This is a genomic window from Nostoc sp. DSM 114161 (assembly GCF_052692665.1).
Map to the genome: position 1 here is coordinate 4,672,110 of NZ_CP195141.1, position 24,661 is coordinate 4,696,770.

A 24,661-nucleotide genomic window follows, 5' to 3' on the forward strand; every position below is an offset into this window, starting at 1 on the left:
CTGAAAAATAGGTTTTATGAAACTGCTTATCGTTGAGAATGATCGAGATACGGCGGCTGCTCTCACCACTTCTTTGGTAGCACAGCAGTTTACAGTTGATACCGCTAGTGATAGTCGATCGGCACTAGAGTTAGCTGAGGCAACAGAGTATGACCTGATCGTGCTAGATGTCATGCTACCCGATGAGAATGGAATTCGTCTGTGTCGCCAACTAAGGACACAGAATCAGCAAGAGCCTATTTTGCTGCTCACAAGGAAAGTTGATCCGGCAGATAGAATAGCAGGCTTTGAGGCAGGAGCAGATGACTATATTACTAAACCCTACGAGCTATCAGAACTGCTAGCTCGGATTCGGGCATTACTGCGACGAAGCAGCACAGTATTAACCAAAGTACTCTGCTGGGGTCAGTTGCAGCTCGATCCGAATAATTGCGAAGTCATGTGTCAAGGCAAAGGCTTACATCTCACGCCTAAAGAATACAAACTGCTGGAGCTATTTTTGCGACATCCGCGGCGGATTTTTGACCGAAGGACTCTGCTCGATCGCATCTGTTCGATTGATGAATGTCCCGGTGAAGAAGCTATAACAACTCAAATTCGCGGGTTGCGGCGCAAACTCCAGATGGCTGGGCTGAATTCCGATCCAATTGAAACATTGTATGGGCTGGGGTATCGGCTGAAATCTGTGCCAGAAGAGCGGGAGCAGGGGTCGGAGCAAGGACACGGGGATACGGAGACACGGGGACAAGGGGACACGGGGAATATATTTGATAGGCTCTCCGCGTTACCCTTTGGGGCCACCAGTCGCCACAAGTCTTTGCCTTCTGGGTTCGGAAGTGACGCTCTTAACGTCGCTAACGCTGCGCTAACGGACTCGACGGGAAACGGAGCCACTCCGGTATTGGGATCTCACGCCACTCTCCTCAAGTCGGGAAACCCTTTCGGCAGTTCCTCCTGGGGGAAACCCCCAAGATCGGACTGCCTCACCACAGGGGTGGCTCCCCAAGTGGAGAATGCGGCATCCAAGACTCCGACTTCTTCACCGCAAAGCGGCTCAGTCCAAGGTGCTGGTTCACCGCATCTCCCCATCTCTGCGTTTTCCTCATCCTACCTGCTGAATGCAAATCGATATGATGCAGAGGCGGAGGCAGTGGCGGCAATTGGGCAGATGTGGCAGGATTCTCAGGAGCGATTGCAGGGCCAACTAGGAAAGCTGGAGGAGGCGATCGCCCACCTCTTTACTAATAGTCTCACGCTTGACGGAAGGCAGTTCGCCCAGACCATCGCCCATCGGCTGATTGGCTCTTTGGGGGCATTTGGTATGCCGCAAGCAGCAGAACTTGCCCGCCAGATCGAACGCACCTTGAAAACACCAACGGCTGCTGTCCAATCAGAGGAAGCGGTTCAACTAAAATCGCTGCTTGGGCAACTGAGGCAAGTTATCCAGCAGTTACCTACTTTTACTACAACAGCGCCCACTCCAGTACTGAAGTCTAGCGATCGCGTGGTTTTGTTGATTGATGATGATACTGACTTGATTGAGCGAATGCAGGCAAATGCCTCAAACTGGAGCATTCATCTGGAAACCGTCACTGACCTTACCCTCGCCCGCCAACGCCTTCAGTACCTCAGGCCCGATGCCATCATATTGGATCTTACCTTTCCCAATACCACCGAAAGCGGCTTGACCCTACTGGCACAGTTGAAGCACCAATTTCCCACTATTCCTGTGCTGGTGCTGACAGGACTTGGCGATTTAACCAAGCGCGTGGAAGTCACCCGTTTAAGAGCCAACGCCTTTTTGCAAAAGCCTGCCACGCCTACCGAAGTGTTTCAAGCCGTCAGCCAACTCCTCCACCGGATTGACACTATCAATGCCAGACTGCTGATTGTGGATGACGATCCGGCATTGTTGTCCGTGTTAGAAGCCCAACTGCAACCGTGGGGCTTTCAGGTCACAACCTTGGCAGATTCAAGCCAGTTTTGGCAATACTTGGAAGCCACCACTCCCGATCTGCTATTGCTGGATGTCGCTATGCCAGGGTTTAGCGGCATTGAACTATGCCAGGTAGTCAAGAGCGATCCGCGTTGGAGTCGGCTACCTGTGTTGTTGTTATCGGCTCATGCCGATGCTGATACCCTGTACCGGGCCCTAGCAGCGGGGGCAGATGACTATATCTTAAAACCAATCGTAGAAGCCGATTTGATTCAGCGAATTTTAAATTTCAATTCCTGGTAGGGATTTAAAATAAGGGACTTCCAAATAAAAAAATAACCAATCACTGTGTTATCAGGGGAGCAGGGGGAGTAAGAAAAATAGAATTATGAATAAATTGGATCATTTATTTCTTGGAAATTCCTAATTAGTAATTGATACTTCATCCCTTAGAGCTGATTCGTAAAGAAAATCTTAAGGGTACTTAACTCATTACTAGGTCTGAGTTTCAGCGAATAAGCACTTTATTAACTTAAATGCCTAAAACCCTTACTAGACAAGTAGTTTACTTTAGTTTACAAATTAGCTCTCAAGGGATTGATTCAAATAATGATGCTAGCGGCAATGCTACGCGAACGTACTTTGTTATTTTCCATCAATCAATTTAGAGAGAAGTTGTATTGCATGAAACCAGATTAAATCTGACGCCCCTTCATTACGAATAACGAATTGGTATTATGTCCTCTTATACAAATCGATGCATCCTGGTGATTGACGATGAACCTGACCTGTGCAGCATTGTCAAGTTCACGCTAGAACGCCTCAAAAGCTGGAAAATCCTCACAGCTGAGTCTGCACAGGCAGGACTGATGCAGGCACAAACGCAGCAACCAGACGTGATTTTGCTCGATCTGAGCCTGTATGGTCAAGATAGACTGACTATGCTGCAATCTTTGAAAACTAATCCGACTACGCAGTCGATTCCGGTTATCTTGTTTACCGCCACAGACCCGTCAGACGATTCGCTGGGATTTGACCCCTCTGAATTTGCTGGAGTGATCCTGAAGCCGTTCAATGTCTTGCAGCTTGGCGAGCAGATTATTGAGCAACTGGGGTGGTGAGGTTAGAGTGCAATGCCTTTTTTAGGCTTTGTTGCATGAAACAGAAAAAAGACACACCAACTATTAGCCATCCGTGATAGGTTAAGATAAAGCACATTTTGTCAACCAGTTAAAATACTCAAGATAATTCAAATAAGAATGATAATCGCGTGCGGGGGTAGGGAAGGAGGCGAGCGTCGCTTGCCTCCTTCCCTACTTATTTGATTATCATTATCAAGAAATTTTTGAATAGCTGAAATCTTCATTGACAAACTATTGTAACGACCAAATACTTTGATCAAAATTGGGCAACATTATTCGGTAAATTCAGTTATTAAACGAGTTCACAAAAAATTTTGGTTTACCGCCATGCCCAAGCGACCAAAACACAACTCTGACCACACACAAAAACATCATACCCCTACTATAGATAATGAAGCGATTGCTGCTCACTTAGAAGCTTTATTAACTCCGGCTATCTTTAATCAACAAAAATATTACAAGCAGTTAGGATTACGAGATAGAATTATCAATCTATCTCTGATGGTGGCAGCAGTATTAACTTTATTGTGGCGACAAGTTCCTGGAGTACAAGAATTAAATCGTTTATTGGCAAGAGAAGATTTATTATGGTGTCGTGCAACCAATGTGGCTCAACAATTTCTTTCACAAAGATTTTTAGTATTTTCATCTGAATTGCTTGAGCGAGTATTTAAAGATTTACTACCTCGGTTACAACTCAATTGGCAGCAAAGAATTAGACGACCTCTACCAGATCATCGGTGAGAGGTTAAAGTAATGGCACATTTGTCAAGAGGGTGCAGCAAAAGGAGACAAATCCAGCGATTGAGGCTGGCTTTCACAGCGTTTTACCTGTCCCTTTCCTTATTCCGAACTCAGGTTATGTTAATAATACATCTTTAAAAGTCCGTTGGGAGTACGGTGTCCTCCAACAATTCACAATCATACCTTGAGCATTCAATATTCAATATTTAGATGCGTTCGCGCTGTTCTGCTTTTTGGGAGAAGGCTTGCTGGCGTTGTGCTAACACCATTTCTGCTTCTGAAAACGCAACTGCTTTGTAAATTAACTAAGTATTTTTGTATACAAATATGGTAACTGCCAATTACTACTTTTGTAGTATCAATTTATTGGAAACCTAAGACTCTTGAAAGAATATAAGTAATTTTTTTTTAACTATAACTCTAAGCAATAGAAGAGTTAGAACAAATCAATTTGTCCCAACTTTGATAATTAAAACACATATAGCAAGCACAAGAGGCAATGGTCATGAGTACGGTCATGAACCAACGGGTCATAGTTGAAAAGACTTTAACCATTAACAAACCAGTAGAGGAACTTTATCGCTTTTGGCGTAACTTTGATAACTTGCCACGCTTCATCAAGCATCTCAAACAGGTGAGGGTATACGACGAGAAGCGAGAGTCCTCCGGACACGCTACGCGAACGCACTGGATTAGCAAAGGATTCTTAAATGGAAGCGTTGAGTGGGATGTAGTCATTACCGAAGACCGAGAAAACGAATTGATTGCCTGGACTTCGGTTGAAGGCGCAGCAATTGAAACCTCTGGTCGCGTCCACTTCAAGCCAGCACCTGGGAATCGTGGCACTGAGGTAAAAACAGTCCGAGAATTTACCCCGCCTGGGGGTGCGATTGGGGCTGCGTTGGCGTTCGCGGAGCGTCTCGTAGAGAAGCCCGTCATAGACATCGCTAAATTATTTGGCGAAGACCCAGAACTGGAAATTAAAGAAGATTTACGCCGCTTCAAAATGCTGATGGAAGCAGGCGAGATTGCCACAATAGAAGGTCAACCGCGAGGTTAATAAATATTGCTATGAAAGCTGTTTGTTGGTACGGCACTAACGATGTGCGGGTGGAAACAGTGCCAGACCCAAAAATAATTAACCCCCGCGATGCCATCCTCAAAGTTACATCAGCAACCATCTGCGGTTCTGACTTGCATATCTACAATGGCTACATCCCGACGATGGAACCGGGTGACATTATTGGTCACGAGTTTATGGGAGAAATCGTTGATATTGGCAATGAAGTCAAGAAATTGAAAAAAGGCGATCGCGTCGTTGTCTCTTCGATGATCGGTTGCGGTCAATGCTGGTATTGCCAACAGCAGATGTGGTCGTTGTGCGATAACTCCAATCCCAAAGCTTCGATACAGGAGAAAGTATACGGTTATAACACGTCAGGTATCTATGGCTACTCCCATGCTTTTGGGGGCTATTCAGGTGCTTTTGCTGACTATGTGCGCCTACCCTTTGCTGATTATGGGGCAATCAAAGTTCCCAAAGATATTCCTGACGAAAAACTGCTACCGATTTCTGACGCTTTTCCCACGGGCTACATGGGAGCAGATTTATGTAATATTCAGCCCGGAGATATTGTCGCAGTTTGGGGTTGTGGCCCGGTTGGACAATTTGCCATGCGTAGCGCCTATTTGTTAGGTGCAGAACGTGTCATTGGCATCGACCGAGTTCCTGAACGGCTGCAATTAGCTAAAGACTTTGCCAAAGCGGATATTGTTAACTACGAAGAAGTTGATGTCAGCGAAGCCCTCAAAGAAATGACCGGAGGACGTGGCCCCGATGCTTGTATTGATGCAGTTGGGTTGGAAGCACACGGCACAGGTCTAGAAGGAGTATACGACCAAGCCAAGCAGGCGATACGCCTGGAAACCGATCGCCCCCAAGTGCTGCGACAAATGATGCTCGCTGGTCGCAAAGGTGGCACTCTATCAATCATGGGGGTTTATGCTGGCTTTGTGGACAAGCTACCTATGGGTGCTGCTATGAACAAAGCCATGACCTTCAGAATGGGACAGATGTTCGGTCAGAAGTATATGCCTATCTTGCTGGATCGCGTATTGAAGGGCGAAGTCGATCCATCTGCTGTGTTCACGCATCACTTACCCCTAACAGAAGCCAAGCATGGCTTCGAGCTGTTCAACCAAAGAAAAGACCACTGCATAAAAGTTAGGTTACAGCCTTGAGTTGGGGACTGAGAGGAGCAGAGGAGACAAGGAAAATAACTACTGACAACTGACCACTGACAACTGACCACTAACTACCGACAAAGGACTAATGGCTATGAAAGCAGTTTGCTGGAACGGTGCCAACGATGTACGGGTGGAAACAGTACCAGATCCAAAAATCATTAATCCGCGTGATGCTGTTATTAAAATCACGACAACAGCAATTTGCGGTTCTGATTTACACCTTTATAACGGCTACGTCCCCACAATGGAAAAGGGCGATATCCTGGGTCATGAAATGATGGGGGAAGTCGTTGAAATAGGCAGTGCCGTCAAAAATTTAAATATAGGCGATCGCGTGGTTGTACCATTCCCTATCGGCTGTGGTAACTGCTGGTACTGTCAACATGACTTCTGGTCATTGTGCGATAACTCTAACCCAAACGCTTGGTTAGCAGAAAAATTCATGGGTTATTCACCCTCTGGTATTTTTGGCTACTCTCATATGCTAGGTGGCTATGCTGGTGGTCAAGCTGAATATGCCCGCGTTCCCTTTGCCGATACTAATTTGTTTAAGATTCCTGATGGACTAACAGACGAACAAGTAGTGTTTCTAACAGACATCTTCCCCACCGGATATATGGCGGCAGATAACTGTAATATTCAGCCCGGTGATATTGTCGCAGTCTGGGGGTGTGGCCCAGTCGCACAATTCACAATAAGAAGTGCTTATCTACTTGGTGCTGAACGAGTCATCGCTATCGATCGAATTCCCGAACGCCTACAGATGGCTAAAGATCAAGGCAAGGCAGAAATCCTTAACTATGAGGAAGTAAATGTTGGTGAAGCCCTCAAAGAAATGACAGGTGGACGCGGCCCAGATGCTTGCATTGATGCTGTGGGGTTGGAAGCACACGGCACGGGTCTAGAAGGAGTATACGACGAAGTAAAGCAAGCAGTCCGTTTGGAAACAGACCGCCCCCATGTGCTGCGGCAAGTGATGATTGACTGTCGCAAAGGCGGTCACGTGTCAATTCCTGGTGTTTATGTCGGCGTTGTAGACAAAATACCTATGGGTGCTGCCATGAACAAAGCCTTAGTATTCAAAATGGGACAAACGCACGTTCATAAGTACTTAAACACGTTACTCGATCACATTCAAAATGGCAGGATCGATCCATCTTTCGTGATCACCCATCGTCTACCGTTAGATGAAGCACCCCGGGGTTACGAAATTTTCAAACACAAGAAGGAAAACTGTATCAAAGTTGTACTCAAACCATAAGGCAGGAGAAAAGACACGGAGAGTGGGAGACGCAAAGATGCAAAGAAAGAACTCTCCATGTCCCTCTATCCCCGCACGCAACTTCTCTCCGTGTCGTTCTAATCGATGATATCTCTATCGGATGATGGGCAATGAACGAATATCCCCAGGCACTCTCACTCTTGGTGTCCGTAATAATTTCCTGCTGTAAAAAAGTTAAAGGAGGTACATAGCCAAAACGTTGACCTCGGACTTCAATAATCGTCAAAGTGAGATTAGAAAAAGCACGTAATAATCGTTCAGCAGTGGGTCTATCAGTTTGTTTTTTAGGGTTCTCAGGATATAGCCCAGTAAGAGTTTTGCTCTGTGTGATAAGTTGTCGTCGGACAACAAACTCTATTATTGTTAGCAGTCGCAGCGCCAAACTCAATAAATGAATTAGCCCAGTCAGTTGGTCATCACGTTGCACAAACATTGGGGCAATCGAAAGTGACGCACCCTTGAGACGATGGAAGCCATGCTCGGCAATCCATTCGTCTCGATAAGTCAGTACGGCTTGTTCGATAGATAACCCTTTTTTATCACTCTCGACAAAGTATAATTAGGAGCGATCGCCAGTTTCCAAAAGTAAGAAAATCCCGCCGCGAATTTCTTAGTTTTATTTATCACAGCCGAGACCGATCGATGATTTTTCAAGCCAGTGTTGTGCATCTCTATTGTGTGGTTGAGGCTCAATAAAATGCTTAACGTAACTTTCTACATGAATACTACTTAAATGCTACATTCTGTTGTTTTAACTTTACAGTTTTCTTTAAACTATAAATTACCTATCATATACACTCATACTCATTCTTGGCTATATTCCATATAAATGTAATGCGGTAAATGCTTCCTTATGCTTTTGCCAACTTTCTTCATGAGTTGCCGACGATAAAAGCTCATCCTTGTCTTGTTCGCTAATTGGATATATATTTGACCCGATTAAGTACTTTGCTGCCCCAGAAAATCAAGACTTAGGAGTAGTCAAAGCCCTGCCAAAGCCAGTCTCCAAGCTTGATTTATCGCCTTTTCCTGCACCCTCGCAGACATTTGTGCAATTACCTTAACCTCTCACTGATGCCCCTGCCTTCTCTAGTTGATCCCACTGTTGTGCAACGCCAAATTTTTCACCTTCTCTGTCGTTTAACTGCATAACCGTAAGGCACAGGCCAATTAGGTTCTTCATCCAAGCTACAACGGGCATAAATCGACCAGTATGGATTGCGGAGTAATTCTCGACCGATGAGAACCAAATCTGCACACCCACGAGTAATTATTTGGTCGGCATACTCAGCCTCATTTATCAGCCCCACAGCTCCTGTCATGATCCCAGCCTCTTCTCGGATTTTGGCAGCAAAAGGGACTTGATAGCCTTTCTCCACAGGAATTCTGGCATGGGGTACTAAACCTCCTGTTGAAACATCGATCAAATCAACGCCTAGAGTCTTTAGTTCACGGGACAATATGATTGATTGCTGGAGATCCCAACCTCCTTCTACCCAGTCGGTAGCGGAGATGCGTACAAAAAGCGGCATCCCGTTGGGCAAAACATTTCTTACTCGCCTTACTACCTCCAGTAATAAACGCATTCGGTTCTCCAACGAACCGCCGTAACGATCTGTTCGGCGATTACTGAGTGGTGAAAGAAAAGAATGCAATAAGTATCCATGTGCTGCGTGGATTTCAATCATTTGAAAACCTACTTGCAGGGCACGCTGCGCTGCTGCAACGAACGCGAAGATCGCTTCTTGAATACCACGCTCATCGAGGGATATCGGTACAGGAGCGTTCTCTTGAAAAGGAATTGGGCTAGGTGCGACAGGCTGCCAACCTCCTTGTTCAGGTGTCAGTGGCGTACCGCCCAACCAAGGAACATTGCAACTTGCTTTCCTTCCAGCATGGGCTAATTGAATCCCTGTAACAGATCCCTGTTGGCGAAGGAAGCGCACAATGCGAGTTAGTGGCTCGATTTGCTTGTCGTCCCAAAGCCCAAGGTCACCAAGTGTAATCCGTCCTTGGGGTGTTACGGCTGTCGCTTCAACCATAATCAGACCAGTTCCTCCCACAGCCCGACTCCCTAAGTGGACGAAGTGCCAATCGTTAGCAAATCCATTCTCTGCTGAGTATTGACACATTGGTGACATCGCCACGCGACTTGGCAAGGTGATATCTCGAATTATTAGTGGAGTAAACAAATCCACTTCGGGTATTTCCGAGTCGTGCAGACTCCTTGATTGACAGCCTTGATAACCTGGGGTTTTTAATTCGGTCTGGGCTGGAGATGATGACAAAGTTGTTATGTTCTGTGTTGTCATGATTTGACTTTTCGGTGCTTTATGAACTCACACTTAACGTTTGACTTTCAACTTTTTTTGGCAGACTGATAGGTGGAAACTGGTATTTATGAATCTTGACGATCGTGTTCTCAAAGGAGTCTCTGCTGATTTGCGATCGCCTACGGCGGGGCGTAGCCCATCGCATCTTTGTGAGCATATTCTCCCAAAATTCCCGCTTGTCGTGAATCAAGCTCACTGAACGCAGCAAAGCGACCATATAAAATTAAAACATCACCGGGACGGACATAGGTAGAACCTTGCGGTGCGCCGATGTATGACCCAGCCTACATTAGAGTGGCATGTAGGCTCCCACCCAGTTCCATAACATAGACATTGTTTGCTGAACTTGAACACTAACGCTAGTTGGTAAATCTAAGGAAAATCTGAGGAGATGCTGGGAGGCAGAAGGTAGGAGTTAGTCCAGGGGAAACGCATCTTATTTCCTAATAAAAACTAAAGAAGATTCAAAAATGACATAGATAATTGTCAGTAGACCGAAAAGTTTGGCGATGCCTGCGGCGGGCGTAGCCATCGCTAAAAAATAGTAGTTTATGATACCGTTTTTTCAGGAATGTACAACAGCCGATTTCGAGATGTTGTTCTGCTGCTAGAGGTGATGAAAAAAATGGGGCTGCCGGAAATTTAGTTCGGCGAAGGCTTCTATAATTGCGATTTGAGACATGGGAGAGATGCATTAATGAGTAAACTTGAAAACCAATACCAACTCTTCGAGTACAGTATAGGAAGATATCACGTCTCATTAGGATTATGCCAACCGCCGTCGGGGGGAATCATACGATCCGCCAAAGGAGGTCCCCAGCTATGGGGTGCGTATTCGTAAACAGGGGTTGCTCGATCTAGGATAGGAGCGACAATTTGCCACTGTGCTTCCACCTCATCCTGGCGAGCAAACAACATGGAGTCGCCTTTCATAGCATCTTCAAAAAGCCGCTCGTAGGGATTCATCTCATTGCCATGCTCGACTTGAGCGACTAGTCCGACTTCGCTACCCACCATTCCGTCGCCTGGGGTTTTAGAGCGAATGCCGATCGCAGTCAGCACATTTGGACTAAGACGAAAGTAGAAATAATTTGCTAATCCAAAGGCACGCTCGCCAAAAACATCCTGCGGCGGACGCTTGAGCCTGACCACAACTTCAGTAGTTGTACTCGGTAAACATTTGCCTGCACGAATGTAAATCGGAACGCTAGCCCAGCGCCAAGTATCAATGTTGAGCTTAACCGCCGCGAAGGTTTCGACCTTGGAATCAGGAGCTACACCAGATTCCTGGCGATAGCCCTTGTACTGCCCGCACACTACATTTGAGGGATCGATTGGATCTATGGATTTGAGCAATCGCGCTCTTTCATCTCGGATGGCTTCATGCTGCTCGTTGATAGGCGGATCCATCATTAAACACGCCGTCACCTGAAGTAGATGATTTTGCACCACATCCCGAATAGCGCCTGTCTCTTCATAAAACTGTCCCCGTCCATCGATGCCAAATTTTTCAGCCATCGTGATTTGGATGCTGGCAATACTGACGCGATGCCAAATCGGTTCGAGTAATGAATTGGCGAAGCGAGTGTAGAGAAGGTTTTGGACTGGTTCTTTTCCCAAGTAATGGTCAATCCGAAAAATATGACTTTCGGGAAAGATAGAGTGCAGAATGCAGTTCAGTATTCTAGCCGATTCTAGATCGCGTCCAAAGGGTTTTTCTACCATAACGCGACCATTCTTTACACAACTTGATTGACCTAACCCTTCGACAACCGTCGCAAACAAACTGGGAGGAATGGCTAAGTAATACAGAGGAGCTTCAGCTATTTGGAGTACCTGGCATAATTTATCATAGGTGGCGCGATCGCTATAATCACCAAAAATATAGTAAAGTAATGAACACAGTTTCTGGAAAGCTGCCTCATCAACGCTGGCCTGTTCCTCCAGGCTCTTACGCACATAAGATTGTAATTGTTCGATGCTCCAATCTCGCCTACCCACTCCAATAATTGGAATGTCAAAATGACCGCGCTGAATCATCGCCTGTAAGGCAGGAAAGATTTTTTTGTAGGCTAAATCACTTGTGATCCCAAAAAATACCAGGGCATCGGAGAGTAAAGCTGCCATGATTAACCTCCATATCGACGCGGAGAGGGGAAGCAGGGGGGCAGGGGAGCAGAGGGGCAGGGGAGCAGAGGGGAAGAAAGCTGATTAAAATCCCTGCGTCATTGTTCCAGATGCCCACCGAACTCGTAGCGCAACGCAGAGATGAGTTTATTGGCAAAGTCTGATTGACCGCGAGAGCTAAATCGTGTGTAGAGGGCTGTACTAAGGACGGGAGTTGGAACTCCTTCTTCAATGGCTGCCATTAGTGTCCATCGACCTTCTCCAGAGTCAGATACGCGCCCCTCGAAGTTGGCTAAGTTGGGGTCTTTGAGAAGGGCGATCGCGATTAAATCAAGTAACCAAGAACTAATCACGCTCCCCCTGCGCCACACCTCTGCTATATCTGCGAGATTAAAGTCGTATTGGTAGAATTCCGGATTTCGCAAGGGAGCCGTTTCTGCATCGACTTGATGCAATTGTTTCCCAATATTAGCATGGTGAAGAATGTTCAACCCTTCGGCATAAGCTGCCATGATGCCGTATTCAATGCCGTTGTGAACCATTTTGACAAAGTGCCCTGCACCGTGAGAGCCACAATGCAAATAGCCCTGTTCAGCTGTTCCCCCCATTAACTCACGACCAGGGGTGCGCGGTGCAGCTGATACACCAGGAGCCAGCGCTGCAAAGATGGGGTCAAGATATTTCACCACCGCCAATGCACCACCAATCATGAGACAGTAGCCGCGTTCTGCCCCCCAAATGCCACCGCTAGTTCCACAATCAATGTATTCAATTCCTTTGACTTTTAATTGATCTGCACGACGAATGTCATCAATGTAGTAAGAATTGCCACCATCAATGATAATGTCGTCAGCGTCTAGAAACGGCATGAGAGTCTGTAGGGTAGCATCCACTGTCGCGGCGGGTAGCATCAGCCAGATGGTGCGGGGTGGCGTGAGTGCTTCGATGAGTTCAACGAATGATGTTACACCACGGGCGATCGCTCCTTCCTGAACCAGCACCTCTGCTTTTTGTGGCTGACGAGTGTAGCCAATGACGGTATGTCCAGCCTGGGTTAGACGGTGTGCCATGTTAGCTCCCATTCGTCCTAGTCCTATCATTCCCAGTTCCATAACGTGCCCTGTATGCAAGTGAGAAAAATTGGGAGTATCCATCCCGCAATAGCGCCAGTAGCGCAGACGGCTGTTAGAATTGAAAAAACTTCAGTTCGGCTAAACTCTATTAGCAACAAATGTTCGACGGACTGGTCTAATGCCATATCCAGGGTAAAAATGCCAATCCAGGATAGAGCGATCGCTATTGCCCAGCCCAATAATCCGCTTGATATCGATGCTCCAGTTAGAATCCATGCAGAACCGAATGTGAGAGATAACAATCCCGCCCAGACGGGAAAGCCAGTGAGTATGCAGCCACGGACTGCGGCAATTGCCAAAATTAACATCGGTATTGCAATCGTCGAGAAATGGCGATCGAGCCAGAGAGTCCATCCCAATCCTCCATATCCCAGCATTAGTACCGTCAGCCAAACTAGACTATAGAGAAAATGTTTCCAATAAAATTCTTTTGATTCTGGTCGGTTATAGTCTTGTTCAAATGTAGTTACAATTTTGTTAACCATAGGTCTTATACCTCTCTACAAAGACGAATCAGTTAACCAAGCCTGAATCTAGGATTTGTCCAATTTTTTCCATTTCCTTAGAGGTTGTTTGAAAAGTGGTTGGGTGTGATTTTAGGCACTTATCGATCCTCCCTAACCCACGCCAGTCGCTCATGGGGGAAACCCCCAAGACCGCGCTGGCTCCCCTTAAAAAGGGGGGAACAAGAATCAAAGTCCCTCTTTTTAAGAGAGATTTAGGGAGATCTAAAACGTTTTGCTACCGACAAAAGGACTTTTCAAACATCCTCTTATCTTCTTAACGAATCTGCCCTAACGTTAGTTGGCAAATCTAAGGAAAATCTGAGCAGATACTGATACTAAATTGCGTTTAGAAACAATTATCTCTGCTTTCACAAAAGCATTGCTCTTTAAACATCCTCATTTTTTGCTTAGATTATCTCGCTACAATTCCCAGGTAACAGCAAGGGATCGAGAAAATACTGCTGAAAAAAACGATTCATACAGATACAAAGTTCATACCACTTTCACCCTTACGGGTGACGCTCGCAAGCTCGCTAACGCTGCGCTAACGCCAGTCGCTTCAAGTCGGGGAACCCGCCCAACGCGCTGGCTCACCATATAGACTATCAGCTAATAATAAGTTGAATTTAAAACCCATCAACTGTAGCTTTCTTATTAGCATTGCTCCGATTTGAGGCTTAGTAAGATATTTATCTCCCAGCTTTAATTTTTCCCGTGGTTTGTACACTTCAAACAGTAGAGGGAATGTCATCCCACAGAACACACCATAGGCTGTGACTGCTACTACTCCATTCTCTACTTTGCCTAAATTGCCTATATATTGCCGCTTCACATAATCTGTAGTATTACCTTTCTTTTTATCTCCCCGAAGTTCTGATCGGAGGAAGCCTCCGCTCAGACTTCTCTCTGTTTCATCAATAATTAAAATGATTGGTCTACCTTTGATTACTTGTAGAATCAGATCTAATCTCATGGCTCTTAACTCTTTTACTTCCCAAGATGGTGTAGTTAAAAAATGATGTAGCCCTTGATAGTTATCTAATCCAACAATTTTCGCTATTTCTGGCAGGCTTTTCCGTTTTAATTCCGAAATACACCCTATATGCAGATACTTAAACGCTTCAAAGTTTCTAACATCTGAAAACAGCTTTTTATACCAAAGACAATATTCATCCACAAATTTGACAGTTTGTTTCGGTGGACGAGGCTCTACCATGCTCTGTGTCTTCGTTCTGGGCTTTGTACATCTTTATACTACCGCAATAGTGACACAACAGAGTTAAGCTAACTGGCTCAATGCGGCAAAGCGATTTCAAGAAGCCGCCCTTCATGCGTCTACAAGTCTCACCAGACAAAGTTTAATGGAAGATGCCGCTAAATGGTCGGCAACTGGTCTTGAAAACCAGGGTATAGGCAACTGTAGGGGTACCCTCCGGGAAGCAAGCTACGATTCTTCCACCTTTCACCTGAAGCCGAAAAGCGAGGCGCTGTGCGGATGCTAAATGTCGATCAACTTTCGTTTGGATCAACTTTTAGCATCAGCACAAGTATGAAGAGCAACAGTTTGACAATCCAATGACTGATAGCAACTCCCAAAATGATGCAGATCAGCCCGATGACTACTACTAAAACGCGCCACGCATCGTCAGAGATAGTTTTCAAGCCCCGGCAAGAGATGACTACACCAATCGTAACTAGAGCCAAGCTTATTATTGTCTCTCGCATCATCTCTTCCAGTTCTCGATAACTGAAGGCATAGAGACAATACCATTGGATGGATTGCAGAATGACCTCAGGCAGGAAGTGATACTAATTTATAATTCGTAACGACGCTCTCTACGAGACGCTAAAAGCGAACGCGGACTCGCTACCGCTACGAAGACAGTAATTCGTAATTAAGACATATCGAAAAAGGTTTGATAAAGGCTGTTTACTCATAGTCTTTAAGGATGGGAGACTTTCCTTTAACTTGAGGTAGGAGCCAGCCAGAGGGCTAAGTTTCGCACATAGGCTTTAATATGTTCAAGGGCTTGTGGGTTTTGCTTCATCCCATCTCCAGGGGGTTCGGTTACAAAGTTAGGTGCGCCCATATCAACATCCCAATTGTAGTCGGCGAAATGGTGGAAGCTTGATTCAGCGATCGCACGTCCTAAAATATTTCCTTGTTCATCCTGGGTACTTTCAAAAGCAACTACTAAGTTGAAGTCCCGACCGGAGACTGAGCTTGTACCCAAGGCAATTACTCGTGCATTCTTCTCGTTTGCAGGCACACCTACGGCTCCTTCATGGGGATGAGCCGGAAAGAATTCAATCTCCTCAGAAGGTGATGTAGGATTCTTGAGTAAGTCATGAATAGGTTCTATGGGAGTAATTTTCTCGTAGTCACCATTTAACCCAGAATGGAAGTTGGGCCAGGAAATATACTTAGTGTAGATATCATCAGGGTAGTGGTGCGAGGGATCGGGATCGGGATTCTTACTGTGAAAGTAATGGGCTGCGCCGACACCACCAAGATTGCAAACCGAACAACCTACATCCTGATGGTCACGGCTGACCAATAAACCGCCGCCGCGCTGACGGAAGGCACTGATGCTCTGACACTCCTTTGGAGTTATGCCATCCCCTACATCCACAGCAAACAGCCACAGTTCATCAAAATCTGAATTATCCAGCGTACTTAAAACTGGATCGTTTTTTTCAGCAGTATTTTCTCGATCCCTTGCTGTTACCTGGTACAGGGGTTCCCCAGTGTCACTTTTCAACGAAGCTAAATAGTCCTTTAGCAAAGAAAATCGCCCAATATACCAATCCTCTTCATTGGTGGGAATTGTTGTCTGTAAGAGAATTTGAATCGGTTTAGTCATGATCTCACTCCCTAGGGTTCCTCTTGCAGCATGAGCTAATTACTAGATCAATGTGGGAATTGTAGCGAGATAATCTAAGCAAAAAATGAGGACATTTAAAGAGCAATGCTTTTGTGAAAGCAGAGAGTCGAACTGAAGTTTTCTCAATTTTAGCAGCCGTTTGTATGACTGGTGCCATTGGGGGATGGATACTCCCGATTCTTATTAAAACTTAAACACAGGAATGGTTGACTATTCCATTAAGCACTTCAACAAAGGCTTAGAATAACTACTCGAAATCAACAAACGTACTTGGCTACAACGCGAACGTTTATTAGCAAAATCATCACAAATCATCTGATTTTACAGAAAATCTCGCTCATACAGAGTGGGATTTATTTTTTTGATTAATGCTGACGCAGCTAAAAGCGAAACACTCATCAAGGAAACAAATATGGCTGCTAATAAATCTACTAAAGCTCAAGCTGCTACAGTCGATGATTCAACAATGGAGCAATTCAAGATTGAATCATTCAACGTGCGTAAATACAACACAATTTTCTATTCAATTCGTGACCTTTACGGACACGAATCACAACGGCAACTGGGGTCTGACAATTTCGATTGGAAAGCTTTTAAGCTTCAGTTTGAAATCTGTTTTGGTCGTCCTGAAGATTGTCGTTACACCACAGAACAATTATTGAATTTCGCCAAATACAAATTCAACATGAGTTTGGAAAACTTGTTAGCTTATAACCGTAAATCATGGTAACTCCGTAAAAGACGAGAACAACAATATGCAGACATGAAGCAAATTAACTTTGTAATTCAACACATTCCAGAAATTACCAATTCTCGTGTTGATTGCTGCCAAATCCTACAGCAACAACCATACTAAAATCTCAAAGAATCAGTTAGAAAGTACTGTTATTATGCAGCACTTCATTCTAGCTGATTCTTTTTTTACTTCATTGATTTTTGTCTGAACCTATCAAACATTCTCGTTTACAGCAATAAAGGTACTAGGCCGCTCACAAGGCGTAAAGTTATACTTACGTTTGACTTCTTCACCTGCATTATTTGTATTACCTTCAACAGATTTAGTTAGCTGTACAACCTCAGAGCGTATATAACCAGTTAACTTATCAAACTGAATAATCATGTGCTGGTGGAAAGCCCAAACATCCGCCATCCGATTGCCCATACCAGAAGATATTTCATCAGGTATAAAAATATTACCGTACCAGGATACTTTAATCCCCTCTTTCTGGAAGTAAGCATCTATTTCAGGACGAATGTAATCCGCAGTTCCTCCGCAAAATACCAGTTCTTCAATATCCTCATCCATATTTGAGCGCAACCACCTAGCGATCGCACACCAGTATTCGTCTCTAACAAGTAATAAAGCTTTGGACATCGACTCTCCATCAAGTTGAATCTCATCACCTTTACGCTTGCGTGAGAGTTTTTGCATCACCTGGGGGTCACAACTGGCTCCAGCTTCTATCAGTACCTCAATAATATTGGAATTATCAGGGCTTAGTCCCGATGTTTTGGAACAATACCTTTGCCAAAAAAAGAGTATGAAGAGGGAGGGCTGATGTAGTAGAGTTATGGTCTTCCAAAACGACAACTCAAAAGCTATATACAGCCCATGTTCGACATACTAGCATTGTTGCAATGCCTACTACCACAGATAAAAGTGACAACGATGCGACAAATGAGTCAAATCATCATGGCGATGCTAGCCATGAGCGGTCGAGTCACGATGTTAGGAATATCAAGGTGGGGAGGCATCGGTGGTAGCTATCGGACAGTGCTGAGATTTTTTCATACAGTCATCCCGTGGGCAACGGTGTTTTGGGTATTTTTTCGACGGGAGACGCTGATTTTGTTAGATATTTTTAGTCTCAGCGTTTTTTTATGACTTTTTTCTCGACTCTCAATCAATCTTAGCGTAGGCGTAGCCCGCCGCAGGCATCGCTATATCCCTACCCTGTTTATCAGATTCCTATCTAGCAAGCTTTTTGCCTTTTTTCAACCGTCGAACTCACGTTAACTGAAGAATGGTCAGTAGTGGAAGTAACAGATGCTCAAACCATGACCCTCCGCCAAACCGATGGCAACCAAATGCAAGTTCGACTGTGTGGCATTGATGCGTCACAGTTAGGGAATAAAGCTAAGGAGAAATTGCGATTCCTTGTTGCAACTAACGATAGCCAAGTGATGGTCATTCCGGCGGGAAAGATGAACAGGGGCGTACTATTGCAGAGGTGATGGTTTACGGTCAAGGTGAGGCTGAGATTAGTTTTCAGGAAGAACTACTCAAAAGCGGCTTGGCTAGAACGCAGCAAGCTGGGGTGGAATGCCCGAATCAAATAGCTTTTGAAAATGCCCAGAGGTTGGCGATCGCATCAAAGGCAGGAATATGGGGGCAAATTAAGTGACATTTTTTCTAAGTGTGTTATGGGAGGTCTGCCGCGGTATCCGTATCTCGGCAGTCCCCTCGCGGGGTAATGGTGTGTGGAAACCTTGTTTCCTCCAGAGAATCGGAATATATTCTGCTGTTCAATCAATCAACTGCTACAACAGCAAGCTTTTTTGGCATTAATTTCACCTTATTTAATATTGATTATTCACTTTATTGCAATCGATTGCTCAGATGAAGATTATATTCTACTTCCTTTTTTAAGCCAGTTCCTCAGTAATAATCCGCCGCACAATTTCCGTAACTGCTGCGGCTAAATTAGTATCTCTATCACCAGAGGATGCTGGAGTAGGACAGCGTAATGCTAGAGCAAATGTTCTCAGTTTAGATGGAGTTGTCCGGCGATCGACAAACTTTACAAAAGCAGCATAAGTCATAGAACTATCACCCCAACCAACTTTAGAAATAATTACTGGTTCGCTAATTACATTCACTATCCCCAATGTTTCTAAAGCTACATCTACATAACGAGCAGTATCATTGCCCATTGCCCTAACTACACTTTCTAGGCTTGTCCATTGTGCTGATGGTAGTTTAGCAGTGCTTGGTAAATGTAAATGCCACCCTAGCATCGAGATTAAACGTACTAGGTCGTAAGCAGATATAGAATTATTACCAGTCTTGCCTGTAGAAGTTGACTTTAAAACAGGTTTTCCTGTAGTGGTATCTTGAATATTTGGGTTTGTGATTAATGAAGGGTCTCTATATGCACCACAAAATTTTATATTATTATTGCCTGTTTGGTCTTTAATCCATGACTCTAAATCTTCTCGTTTAGTAAAGCGTTTGAATAAACCACCAATAGCATTTGAACTAGCGAATTTATTTCGATAAGATACCATATCTTCAACTAAATTATTAAAGCGGTATCTTGGAGATTCGATAATACAGTTATCTACATCTGTTGTTAGAGACTGACTATTAATTTGACAAATAGCATTTAAAACTCCAATGAATTTAGTTGTACTCAAAAACTCTTGAGGTTCTAATGCTTTTTTTCCTAGCCAATGAGTTTTTATAAAACTGGTACTATCTTGAAAGCTTCCAACACAAACACAGGCGTGGCTAATATTACTAGAAAGAAAATTAAGTCCGGAAATATCTATATTTGGAACATCTCCTAGATTAGGATAATCGCTGAAAGAAATAGTAGCACCTGTACTGAGAATAAAACTATCCCCATAGGAAATAATAGAAATTCCATTAGGTTTAGATTCTAAATAAGTGGGATAGCTATTAATATAAGCCTTGACAGGCGAACTATTTGTGGTTCTTGTTAAAAAAGCAACTGTTACTCCAGGATCAAATAAAATTAATGTATCATCTTGAATGTTTTTAAGCTTTGACAAAATAAATGAATTATCTTTTGCTTGGTCTAAAACAAAGTTTACCTGTAATGTCTCGACTAGTTTTTTGGCGATATCTTGATTAATACCTACACTTTCTGAAGGTAAAGATATAATTCCTACAGTACTACAGAAATCTAGTAAACCTTTCCAGGTATAGCTATTAAGTCCTCCTAAATCACCATCAATCCATTGACCGCCAGGATAAAAGCCTAAATTACTGAGTTTAATTTGAATTTCTCTTACTAAACCTTTATCTACTTTAAGTTCGCTACGTGTGAATAATAAATTATTGTTAATAACTTCTTGAAGATTAGTCATAATTTTCCTTATCTGAGTGGGCCGTTTAGATTGAGGAACCAAATTTAATACCAATAATCCTTGATTTGGTTGGGTTCAGTGCAGCGAAACCCAACCTCTCAAGATTTTTGTTTTTTAGCTGAATAACAGATCGCTAAACTAGTATTTACTTAAACTGATTTTAAATAACTAGCAAATACGAAACCATCAATAACTCCATCGCCTTCTAGATCAACTTCAATCCATTCTCCTTGTCTTTTACCAACAGATACTCGACGACCTAAAGCAAGAAGATCGATAACATCAAAATTTGTCCCTGGTCCAGAACGGACTTTAAGTCCAGAGCGAGCATTAACTTCATACTGTTTAGGGATGACGCTAGGAATTACATTATTACTTTTTGTAAGTTGAAGGTATTCCCAAATGTATTCACCATAATACTTTTCTCCATCAAAATATCCCTGTTTAAAGCCACGATCCAAATCAGCACGACCTCTGTTATAGGCAATGGCAACATATACCATTTCTCTATCAGTTAAGCTAGATTTATTACTACCATAAGTTCTGACAAGTTTTTTATTTAACTCGTCAATACATACCTTTAAACACTCATCAAATTCGTACCAGCGTTTCTCTAGGAAAAAATTGGAATTCTCTAAAAAAAATTGAATATCATATTGAAAAATACCAAATCCATGACAAAATTTTTCAGGTTTTTTTGCTGCCTTCTTGAAATCGTTATTATATGGAGCGATTGATTCGAGAGCTTCACGAGCAATTTGAAACATCTCATCACCTTTTGGCTTCGACAAAAGTTCGCTTTTGTCTTTTGGAAATGCTGTTCTTCCAGAAACAGTATCACCAACGCAAAGTTCTAGTGTTTTTGCAACGGTTTCTTTTTTATAAATATTTCTCCAAAGATAACCCGTCTCTTGAAGGGCAATAGAAGTTATTAACTCGATGCTAAATGGTGTATCATCAATAGCAGCTTGAATATCCTGTTGGAATTGCTGTTTAAACCAACTAATATCGTCTTGAATTGACATAATTATTGACCCTAGAAAACTTTATTTGCTGTACTAATCATCTTGATTTATTAACATAAATATGGAAGAAGCGATTTTCTTGCTTAGATTCCATACTTAGTTGCTAAGGTAGTTAATTCCGTAGCAGTAAGAATTTTGGCAACCTCAAAATGCATTCCATCTTTACGAGTGTTAAAGTGACCTCCCCAATAAAAACCATAGTCATGGGCTGTTGGTACTAAAAGACGAACAGAACCTTTCTGACTAATAAAAGCGGGTGTATGTCCTAACGGATTAAAACCGGCATTGATATCAAATGCAGAGCCAAAAGCGTGATTGCTGAGTTTACGAAAGTCTTTAATCAACGGAGCGCCTCGGATCAGACGGGGGACAAAACTACCGTCGAAGATTAAGATAAATTTGATTAAATCCTGAGCTTTCCACGCTTTCCATAAACCTTGTAGCTGTGCAGATGCCTTACTATGAAACTCCATTCTCCCACTTGAAACAAGTGGTTTTAATTCTGGGATATCAACAGTAATGATATTATCTTTGATCCAATTACCCAAGATTTTAATGTGTTCGCGATTCCCTGGAATCGAATCAATTTCAAAGTCAAATGTTCCAAACACTGATTGGCGATCGCCTGTACTAACCAGAGGACTAAAGGTAGGTTTTGCTGGAAAGTCAGACTCAAATTCAATGGCATCTAGCCCTTCTAAAAGAGCTTTACCATAGGTTTGACCCCCTACAACTCCATCATCTTTAAGACCTTGAGAACGCTGGTAAGCTTTTGTGGCATCTTCAGTATCTTGACCAAAAATACTATCAGCTTGATTGAGCAAACCTTTACCGATCAAAAAGTTCTGCCAAAGAAAAACGGCATCACCTTTATTACCTCGTTTTAGAACTGGAAGTGCCATTTGCTAAACTCTCTCCAAGAATTAGATTGATGGAATATAAAAGCTTTTTTTCTTACTTTTGTAAGAACTAAATCATTAATTTTGCGTAGGTTTCTGGTCCAACTACACCATCTGGCGACAGTGAATTATCTCTCTGAAATTTCTCAACTGCTGATTTTGTTAGTGACCCAAAGTTACCATCTGTTTTACCAACCCCATATCCTTTATCTTTTAGTTTTTGCTGAATTTCTTGGACATCATCACCTATGTTGCCAGATTGGAGATAAACGAAATTGGCATAGTTTTTGTCTTTCAAGGAGGTCGCTAAAGCTTGATTATCGGCATTCAAACCTTCAAAAAAGAATAGTACCTCGCCACGAATACCGGAATGACGGTTATGGCGAATAGATTGCCACAAGGTATCAGGAGTAATTTGATAATCGCTAGAACGAATTAAAACGCCTGGTGATATTTTAGATAGATTTTTTTGTCCAAATCGATTCACAAGATCGTCAACTAATCCTTTATATTTATCTTTATCACTTCGATATAGCTGAGGATGGATTAAATCGACAATCCCACGATTTATCCAAGTAGGTACATCTTGTAAATATTCATTAAAACCAAAAGGATAAGGACTAGGAGACACAGAAACAATCAGATTTGGATTAATATTTTTGACTTCTCGATATAACCTTGCCAAAAAGTCACTCAAAATATTTGCCCGCCATTCAAGCCAAGAAGAAGTTTTGAAGTCTAGGGGCGGATCTTCTCCAAACTGATTGTGATACAATTTTTTGGTTTTCTGGTCATAGCCTCCTTCTGAAGGCATGGCTGGTAAGCGATCGTCTCCTTGCACTCCAGCTATCTGATAATTTCTTGCTACCTCTAAAAAAAGACCTAATACAAAATCTTGAACCTCTAGATCGAGAGAATTCATCCACACAAAATCATTTTTGGTGAGGAGTCGATCGTCTTTGTCCTTACCTGCCCATTCAGGTTTTTTGTTGATGATATGTCCGCCATCTTGTTTATAGGAAGCTATAAAACCATACTCAAACCAAGGAATTACATCTAGTTCTAATCGTGTAGCTTCTTCAATCACTTCAGCCAGAATATCTCGCCCTGTAAAAGGAGGGAAAATTTCTATTCCAAAGTTTTTGTTTAAAACAACGCTGGGATAAAGAGTATAGCCATTATTCCAAACCACTGGAAAGACTGTATTAAATCCAGCCTCTGCTAAAAGTTGCATAGCTTTTTTTATGTTGTCTTTTGATTCCAAGACATCACTAGCAGCAGTGGTTAACCAAACACCACGAATTTTTTTGATCATTTTTATCCTACTTTTGCTACTTCATCCCAAACTTCAGATTTAACATTTTTAGTTGCAGTATAAAAATGCAGACTAGCGACTCCTTGTTTTTGCGCCTCTAGTGCATACTCCTTGATTTGTACTGCGGTGGAAAATTCTAGTTCTCCTGCCATTGGTACAATCTTGTCTCTAGACGCACCTGTTACTTCCCATTCATCAAGGGATTGACGATAATTCTTTTCTGGGTCGCCACCATTAATCAGCCCACCAGCAGATTTCCAGTAAGCTTGAGGGAGAAAGACGTTGGAGTATTTAAAGAAAGAATTCCAAGGTAATTTATCAAAAACTTTCTTGGCACGAAAGTGTGAGGTTGTGCCAAAAGGTTTACCAGTAGATGCAGCAGCGATCGCTTTACAGAAATCTTCTGCTATTAACTCTAGATTCTTTTGATTCCAATCGTAGTGGCGGCCTGGTTCTCCTTCAGGATCTACATAATAGCCATCTAAACCTTTATTTAATAAATCAACGACGTTTTGAGCTTCTTTCAAAGCACGTACTCGTTCAGCAGATGGCCATCGCCAGCCATAGACTTTAATTCCTTTTGCATGAAAAGCAGGAATTGCTCGCTCTAAATCGTTATCCGTGCGAATTGCTACGGCTGTAGCTTTAACAAAAATCGCTCTGTCTACAAACCAATTCAATGCATCATAATTGACAACCCACAAAACTTTTTCTTGTAGCTGTAATATCGCAGATAGATAAGATTTACTCACAAATCCTTGTAAAGTACTTCCATTTAAAACAGTTTGTACTCGCCACCATTTTTCACTATCTGGCTCACTTCCTATTCGGGTAACAATTTGCCCTTGGGGAAGAACAGCAATAATATTATCAGGAGCAACTTCACCAAATGAACGTAAATTTAATCCTGATGGGATAACTCTAAAATTACTCATTACTAAACCTCGGCATTTTTATATTGTTGGTTTGGAATC

The 24,661-nt window shown here is 43.1% G+C and carries 20 protein-coding genes and 4 pseudogenes; 11 read left to right on the forward strand and 13 right to left on the reverse strand.

Annotated elements, in window-relative coordinates; genetic code table 11:
* Positions 1-16 precede the first annotated feature (16 nt).
* The 6 genes and pseudogenes from NSTC745_RS20115 to NSTC745_RS20140 all read left to right on the forward strand — a co-directional run bounded on the left by NSTC745_RS20115 (position 17) and on the right by NSTC745_RS20140 (position 7,330).
* The gene (locus NSTC745_RS20115; protein WP_445632511.1) at positions 17-2,239 is read left to right on the forward strand and encodes a response regulator; all 2,223 of its coding nucleotides are present in this window, start codon (positions 17-19) and stop codon (positions 2,237-2,239) included.
* Positions 2,240-2,673: 434 nt separating this feature from the next.
* On the forward strand, positions 2,674-3,057 hold the full coding sequence (locus NSTC745_RS20120) for a response regulator (RefSeq protein WP_445632512.1): 384 nt from the start codon (positions 2,674-2,676) through the stop codon (positions 3,055-3,057).
* A gap of 348 nt (positions 3,058-3,405) precedes the next feature.
* Positions 3,406-3,810 (forward strand): annotated as a pseudogene (locus tag NSTC745_RS20125) (hypothetical protein); the annotation flags it as partial.
* Between the two features lie 529 nt (positions 3,811-4,339).
* On the forward strand, positions 4,340-4,882 hold the full coding sequence (locus tag NSTC745_RS20130; RefSeq protein WP_445632513.1) for an SRPBCC family protein: 543 nt from the start codon (positions 4,340-4,342) through the stop codon (positions 4,880-4,882).
* An 11-nt stretch (positions 4,883-4,893) separates the two neighbouring features.
* On the forward strand, positions 4,894-6,063 hold the full coding sequence (locus tag NSTC745_RS20135) for a zinc-dependent alcohol dehydrogenase (protein WP_445632514.1): 1,170 nt from the start codon (positions 4,894-4,896) through the stop codon (positions 6,061-6,063).
* Between the two features lie 97 nt (positions 6,064-6,160).
* Complete coding sequence (locus tag NSTC745_RS20140; protein ID WP_445632515.1) at positions 6,161-7,330, forward strand: zinc-dependent alcohol dehydrogenase; 1,170 nt, start codon at positions 6,161-6,163, stop codon at positions 7,328-7,330.
* 169 nt (positions 7,331-7,499) lie between these two features.
* Here NSTC745_RS20140 and NSTC745_RS20145 read toward each other — a convergent pair.
* A pseudogene (locus NSTC745_RS20145) lies at positions 7,500-7,889 on the reverse strand (IS1634 family transposase); the annotation flags it as partial.
* 586 nt (positions 7,890-8,475) lie between these two features.
* Complete coding sequence (locus NSTC745_RS20150) at positions 8,476-9,663, reverse strand: NADH:flavin oxidoreductase/NADH oxidase (RefSeq protein ID WP_445632516.1); 1,188 nt, start codon at positions 9,661-9,663, stop codon at positions 8,476-8,478.
* Positions 9,664-9,751: 88 nt separating this feature from the next.
* Here NSTC745_RS20150 and NSTC745_RS20155 point away from each other — a divergent pair, with 88 nt between their 5' ends.
* On the forward strand, positions 9,752-9,883 hold the full coding sequence (locus tag NSTC745_RS20155) for a hypothetical protein (protein ID WP_269208884.1): 132 nt from the start codon (positions 9,752-9,754) through the stop codon (positions 9,881-9,883).
* Between the two features lie 551 nt (positions 9,884-10,434).
* Here the strand turns inward: NSTC745_RS20155 and zwf are convergent.
* From zwf to NSTC745_RS20180, 5 genes and pseudogenes are all read right to left on the reverse strand, one after another.
* Positions 10,435-11,811: a glucose-6-phosphate dehydrogenase gene (gene zwf, locus NSTC745_RS20160; protein WP_445632517.1), complete on the reverse strand. Its 1,377-nt coding sequence runs from the start codon at positions 11,809-11,811 to the stop codon at positions 10,435-10,437.
* 98 nt (positions 11,812-11,909) lie between these two features.
* A complete protein-coding gene (gnd, locus tag NSTC745_RS20165) occupies positions 11,910-12,881 on the reverse strand; it encodes a phosphogluconate dehydrogenase (NAD(+)-dependent, decarboxylating) (RefSeq protein WP_445632518.1) in 972 nt (323 codons plus the stop codon).
* 26 nt (positions 12,882-12,907) lie between these two features.
* Entirely contained in the window at positions 12,908-13,429 is a 522-nt protein-coding gene (locus NSTC745_RS20170; protein WP_445632519.1) for a hypothetical protein, read from the reverse strand.
* 610 nt (positions 13,430-14,039) lie between these two features.
* A pseudogene (locus NSTC745_RS20175) lies at positions 14,040-14,666 on the reverse strand (transposase); the annotation flags it as partial.
* 748 nt (positions 14,667-15,414) lie between these two features.
* Positions 15,415-16,314, reverse strand: a complete 900-nt coding sequence (locus NSTC745_RS20180; protein WP_445632520.1) for a hypothetical protein — start codon at positions 16,312-16,314, stop codon at positions 15,415-15,417.
* 382 nt (positions 16,315-16,696) lie between these two features.
* Between NSTC745_RS20180 and NSTC745_RS20185 the strand changes: the two genes are divergently transcribed.
* Positions 16,697-17,065: a hypothetical protein gene (locus NSTC745_RS20185; RefSeq protein WP_445632521.1), complete on the forward strand. Its 369-nt coding sequence runs from the start codon at positions 16,697-16,699 to the stop codon at positions 17,063-17,065.
* A gap of 219 nt (positions 17,066-17,284) precedes the next feature.
* Here NSTC745_RS20185 and NSTC745_RS20190 read toward each other — a convergent pair whose 3' ends face one another.
* Positions 17,285-17,767, reverse strand: coding sequence for a hypothetical protein (locus NSTC745_RS20190; protein WP_445632522.1), 483 nt, complete (start codon positions 17,765-17,767; stop codon positions 17,285-17,287).
* Between the two features lie 180 nt (positions 17,768-17,947).
* Between NSTC745_RS20190 and NSTC745_RS20195 the strand changes: the two are divergent.
* From NSTC745_RS20195 to NSTC745_RS20205, 3 genes and pseudogenes are all read left to right on the forward strand, one after another.
* Positions 17,948-18,208: pseudogene (locus NSTC745_RS20195) on the forward strand (transposase); the annotation flags it as partial.
* A 161-nt stretch (positions 18,209-18,369) separates the two neighbouring features.
* Positions 18,370-18,570, forward strand: a complete 201-nt coding sequence (locus tag NSTC745_RS20200) for a hypothetical protein (RefSeq protein WP_445632523.1) — start codon at positions 18,370-18,372, stop codon at positions 18,568-18,570.
* On the forward strand, positions 18,570-18,740 hold the full coding sequence (locus tag NSTC745_RS20205; RefSeq protein ID WP_445632524.1) for a thermonuclease family protein: 171 nt from the start codon (positions 18,570-18,572) through the stop codon (positions 18,738-18,740). The genes NSTC745_RS20200 and NSTC745_RS20205 overlap by 1 nt, the downstream gene beginning before the upstream one ends.
* Before the next feature lie 241 nt (positions 18,741-18,981).
* On the opposite strand, the gene NSTC745_RS20210 is transcribed toward NSTC745_RS20205, so the two are convergent.
* From NSTC745_RS20210 to NSTC745_RS20230, 5 genes are all read right to left on the reverse strand, one after another.
* Entirely contained in the window at positions 18,982-20,448 is a 1,467-nt protein-coding gene (locus NSTC745_RS20210; protein WP_445632525.1) for a hypothetical protein, read from the reverse strand.
* A gap of 149 nt (positions 20,449-20,597) precedes the next feature.
* Complete coding sequence (locus NSTC745_RS20215) at positions 20,598-21,473, reverse strand: SH3 domain-containing protein (protein ID WP_445632526.1); 876 nt, start codon at positions 21,471-21,473, stop codon at positions 20,598-20,600.
* 83 nt (positions 21,474-21,556) lie between these two features.
* A complete protein-coding gene (locus NSTC745_RS20220; RefSeq protein ID WP_445632527.1) occupies positions 21,557-22,375 on the reverse strand; it encodes a M15 family metallopeptidase in 819 nt (272 codons plus the stop codon).
* 67 nt (positions 22,376-22,442) lie between these two features.
* Entirely contained in the window at positions 22,443-23,687 is a 1,245-nt protein-coding gene (locus NSTC745_RS20225) for a family 10 glycosylhydrolase (protein WP_445632528.1), read from the reverse strand.
* Positions 23,688-23,689: 2 nt separating this feature from the next.
* Positions 23,690-24,622: a hypothetical protein gene (locus tag NSTC745_RS20230; protein WP_445632529.1), complete on the reverse strand. Its 933-nt coding sequence runs from the start codon at positions 24,620-24,622 to the stop codon at positions 23,690-23,692.
* Positions 24,623-24,661 lie beyond the last annotated feature (39 nt).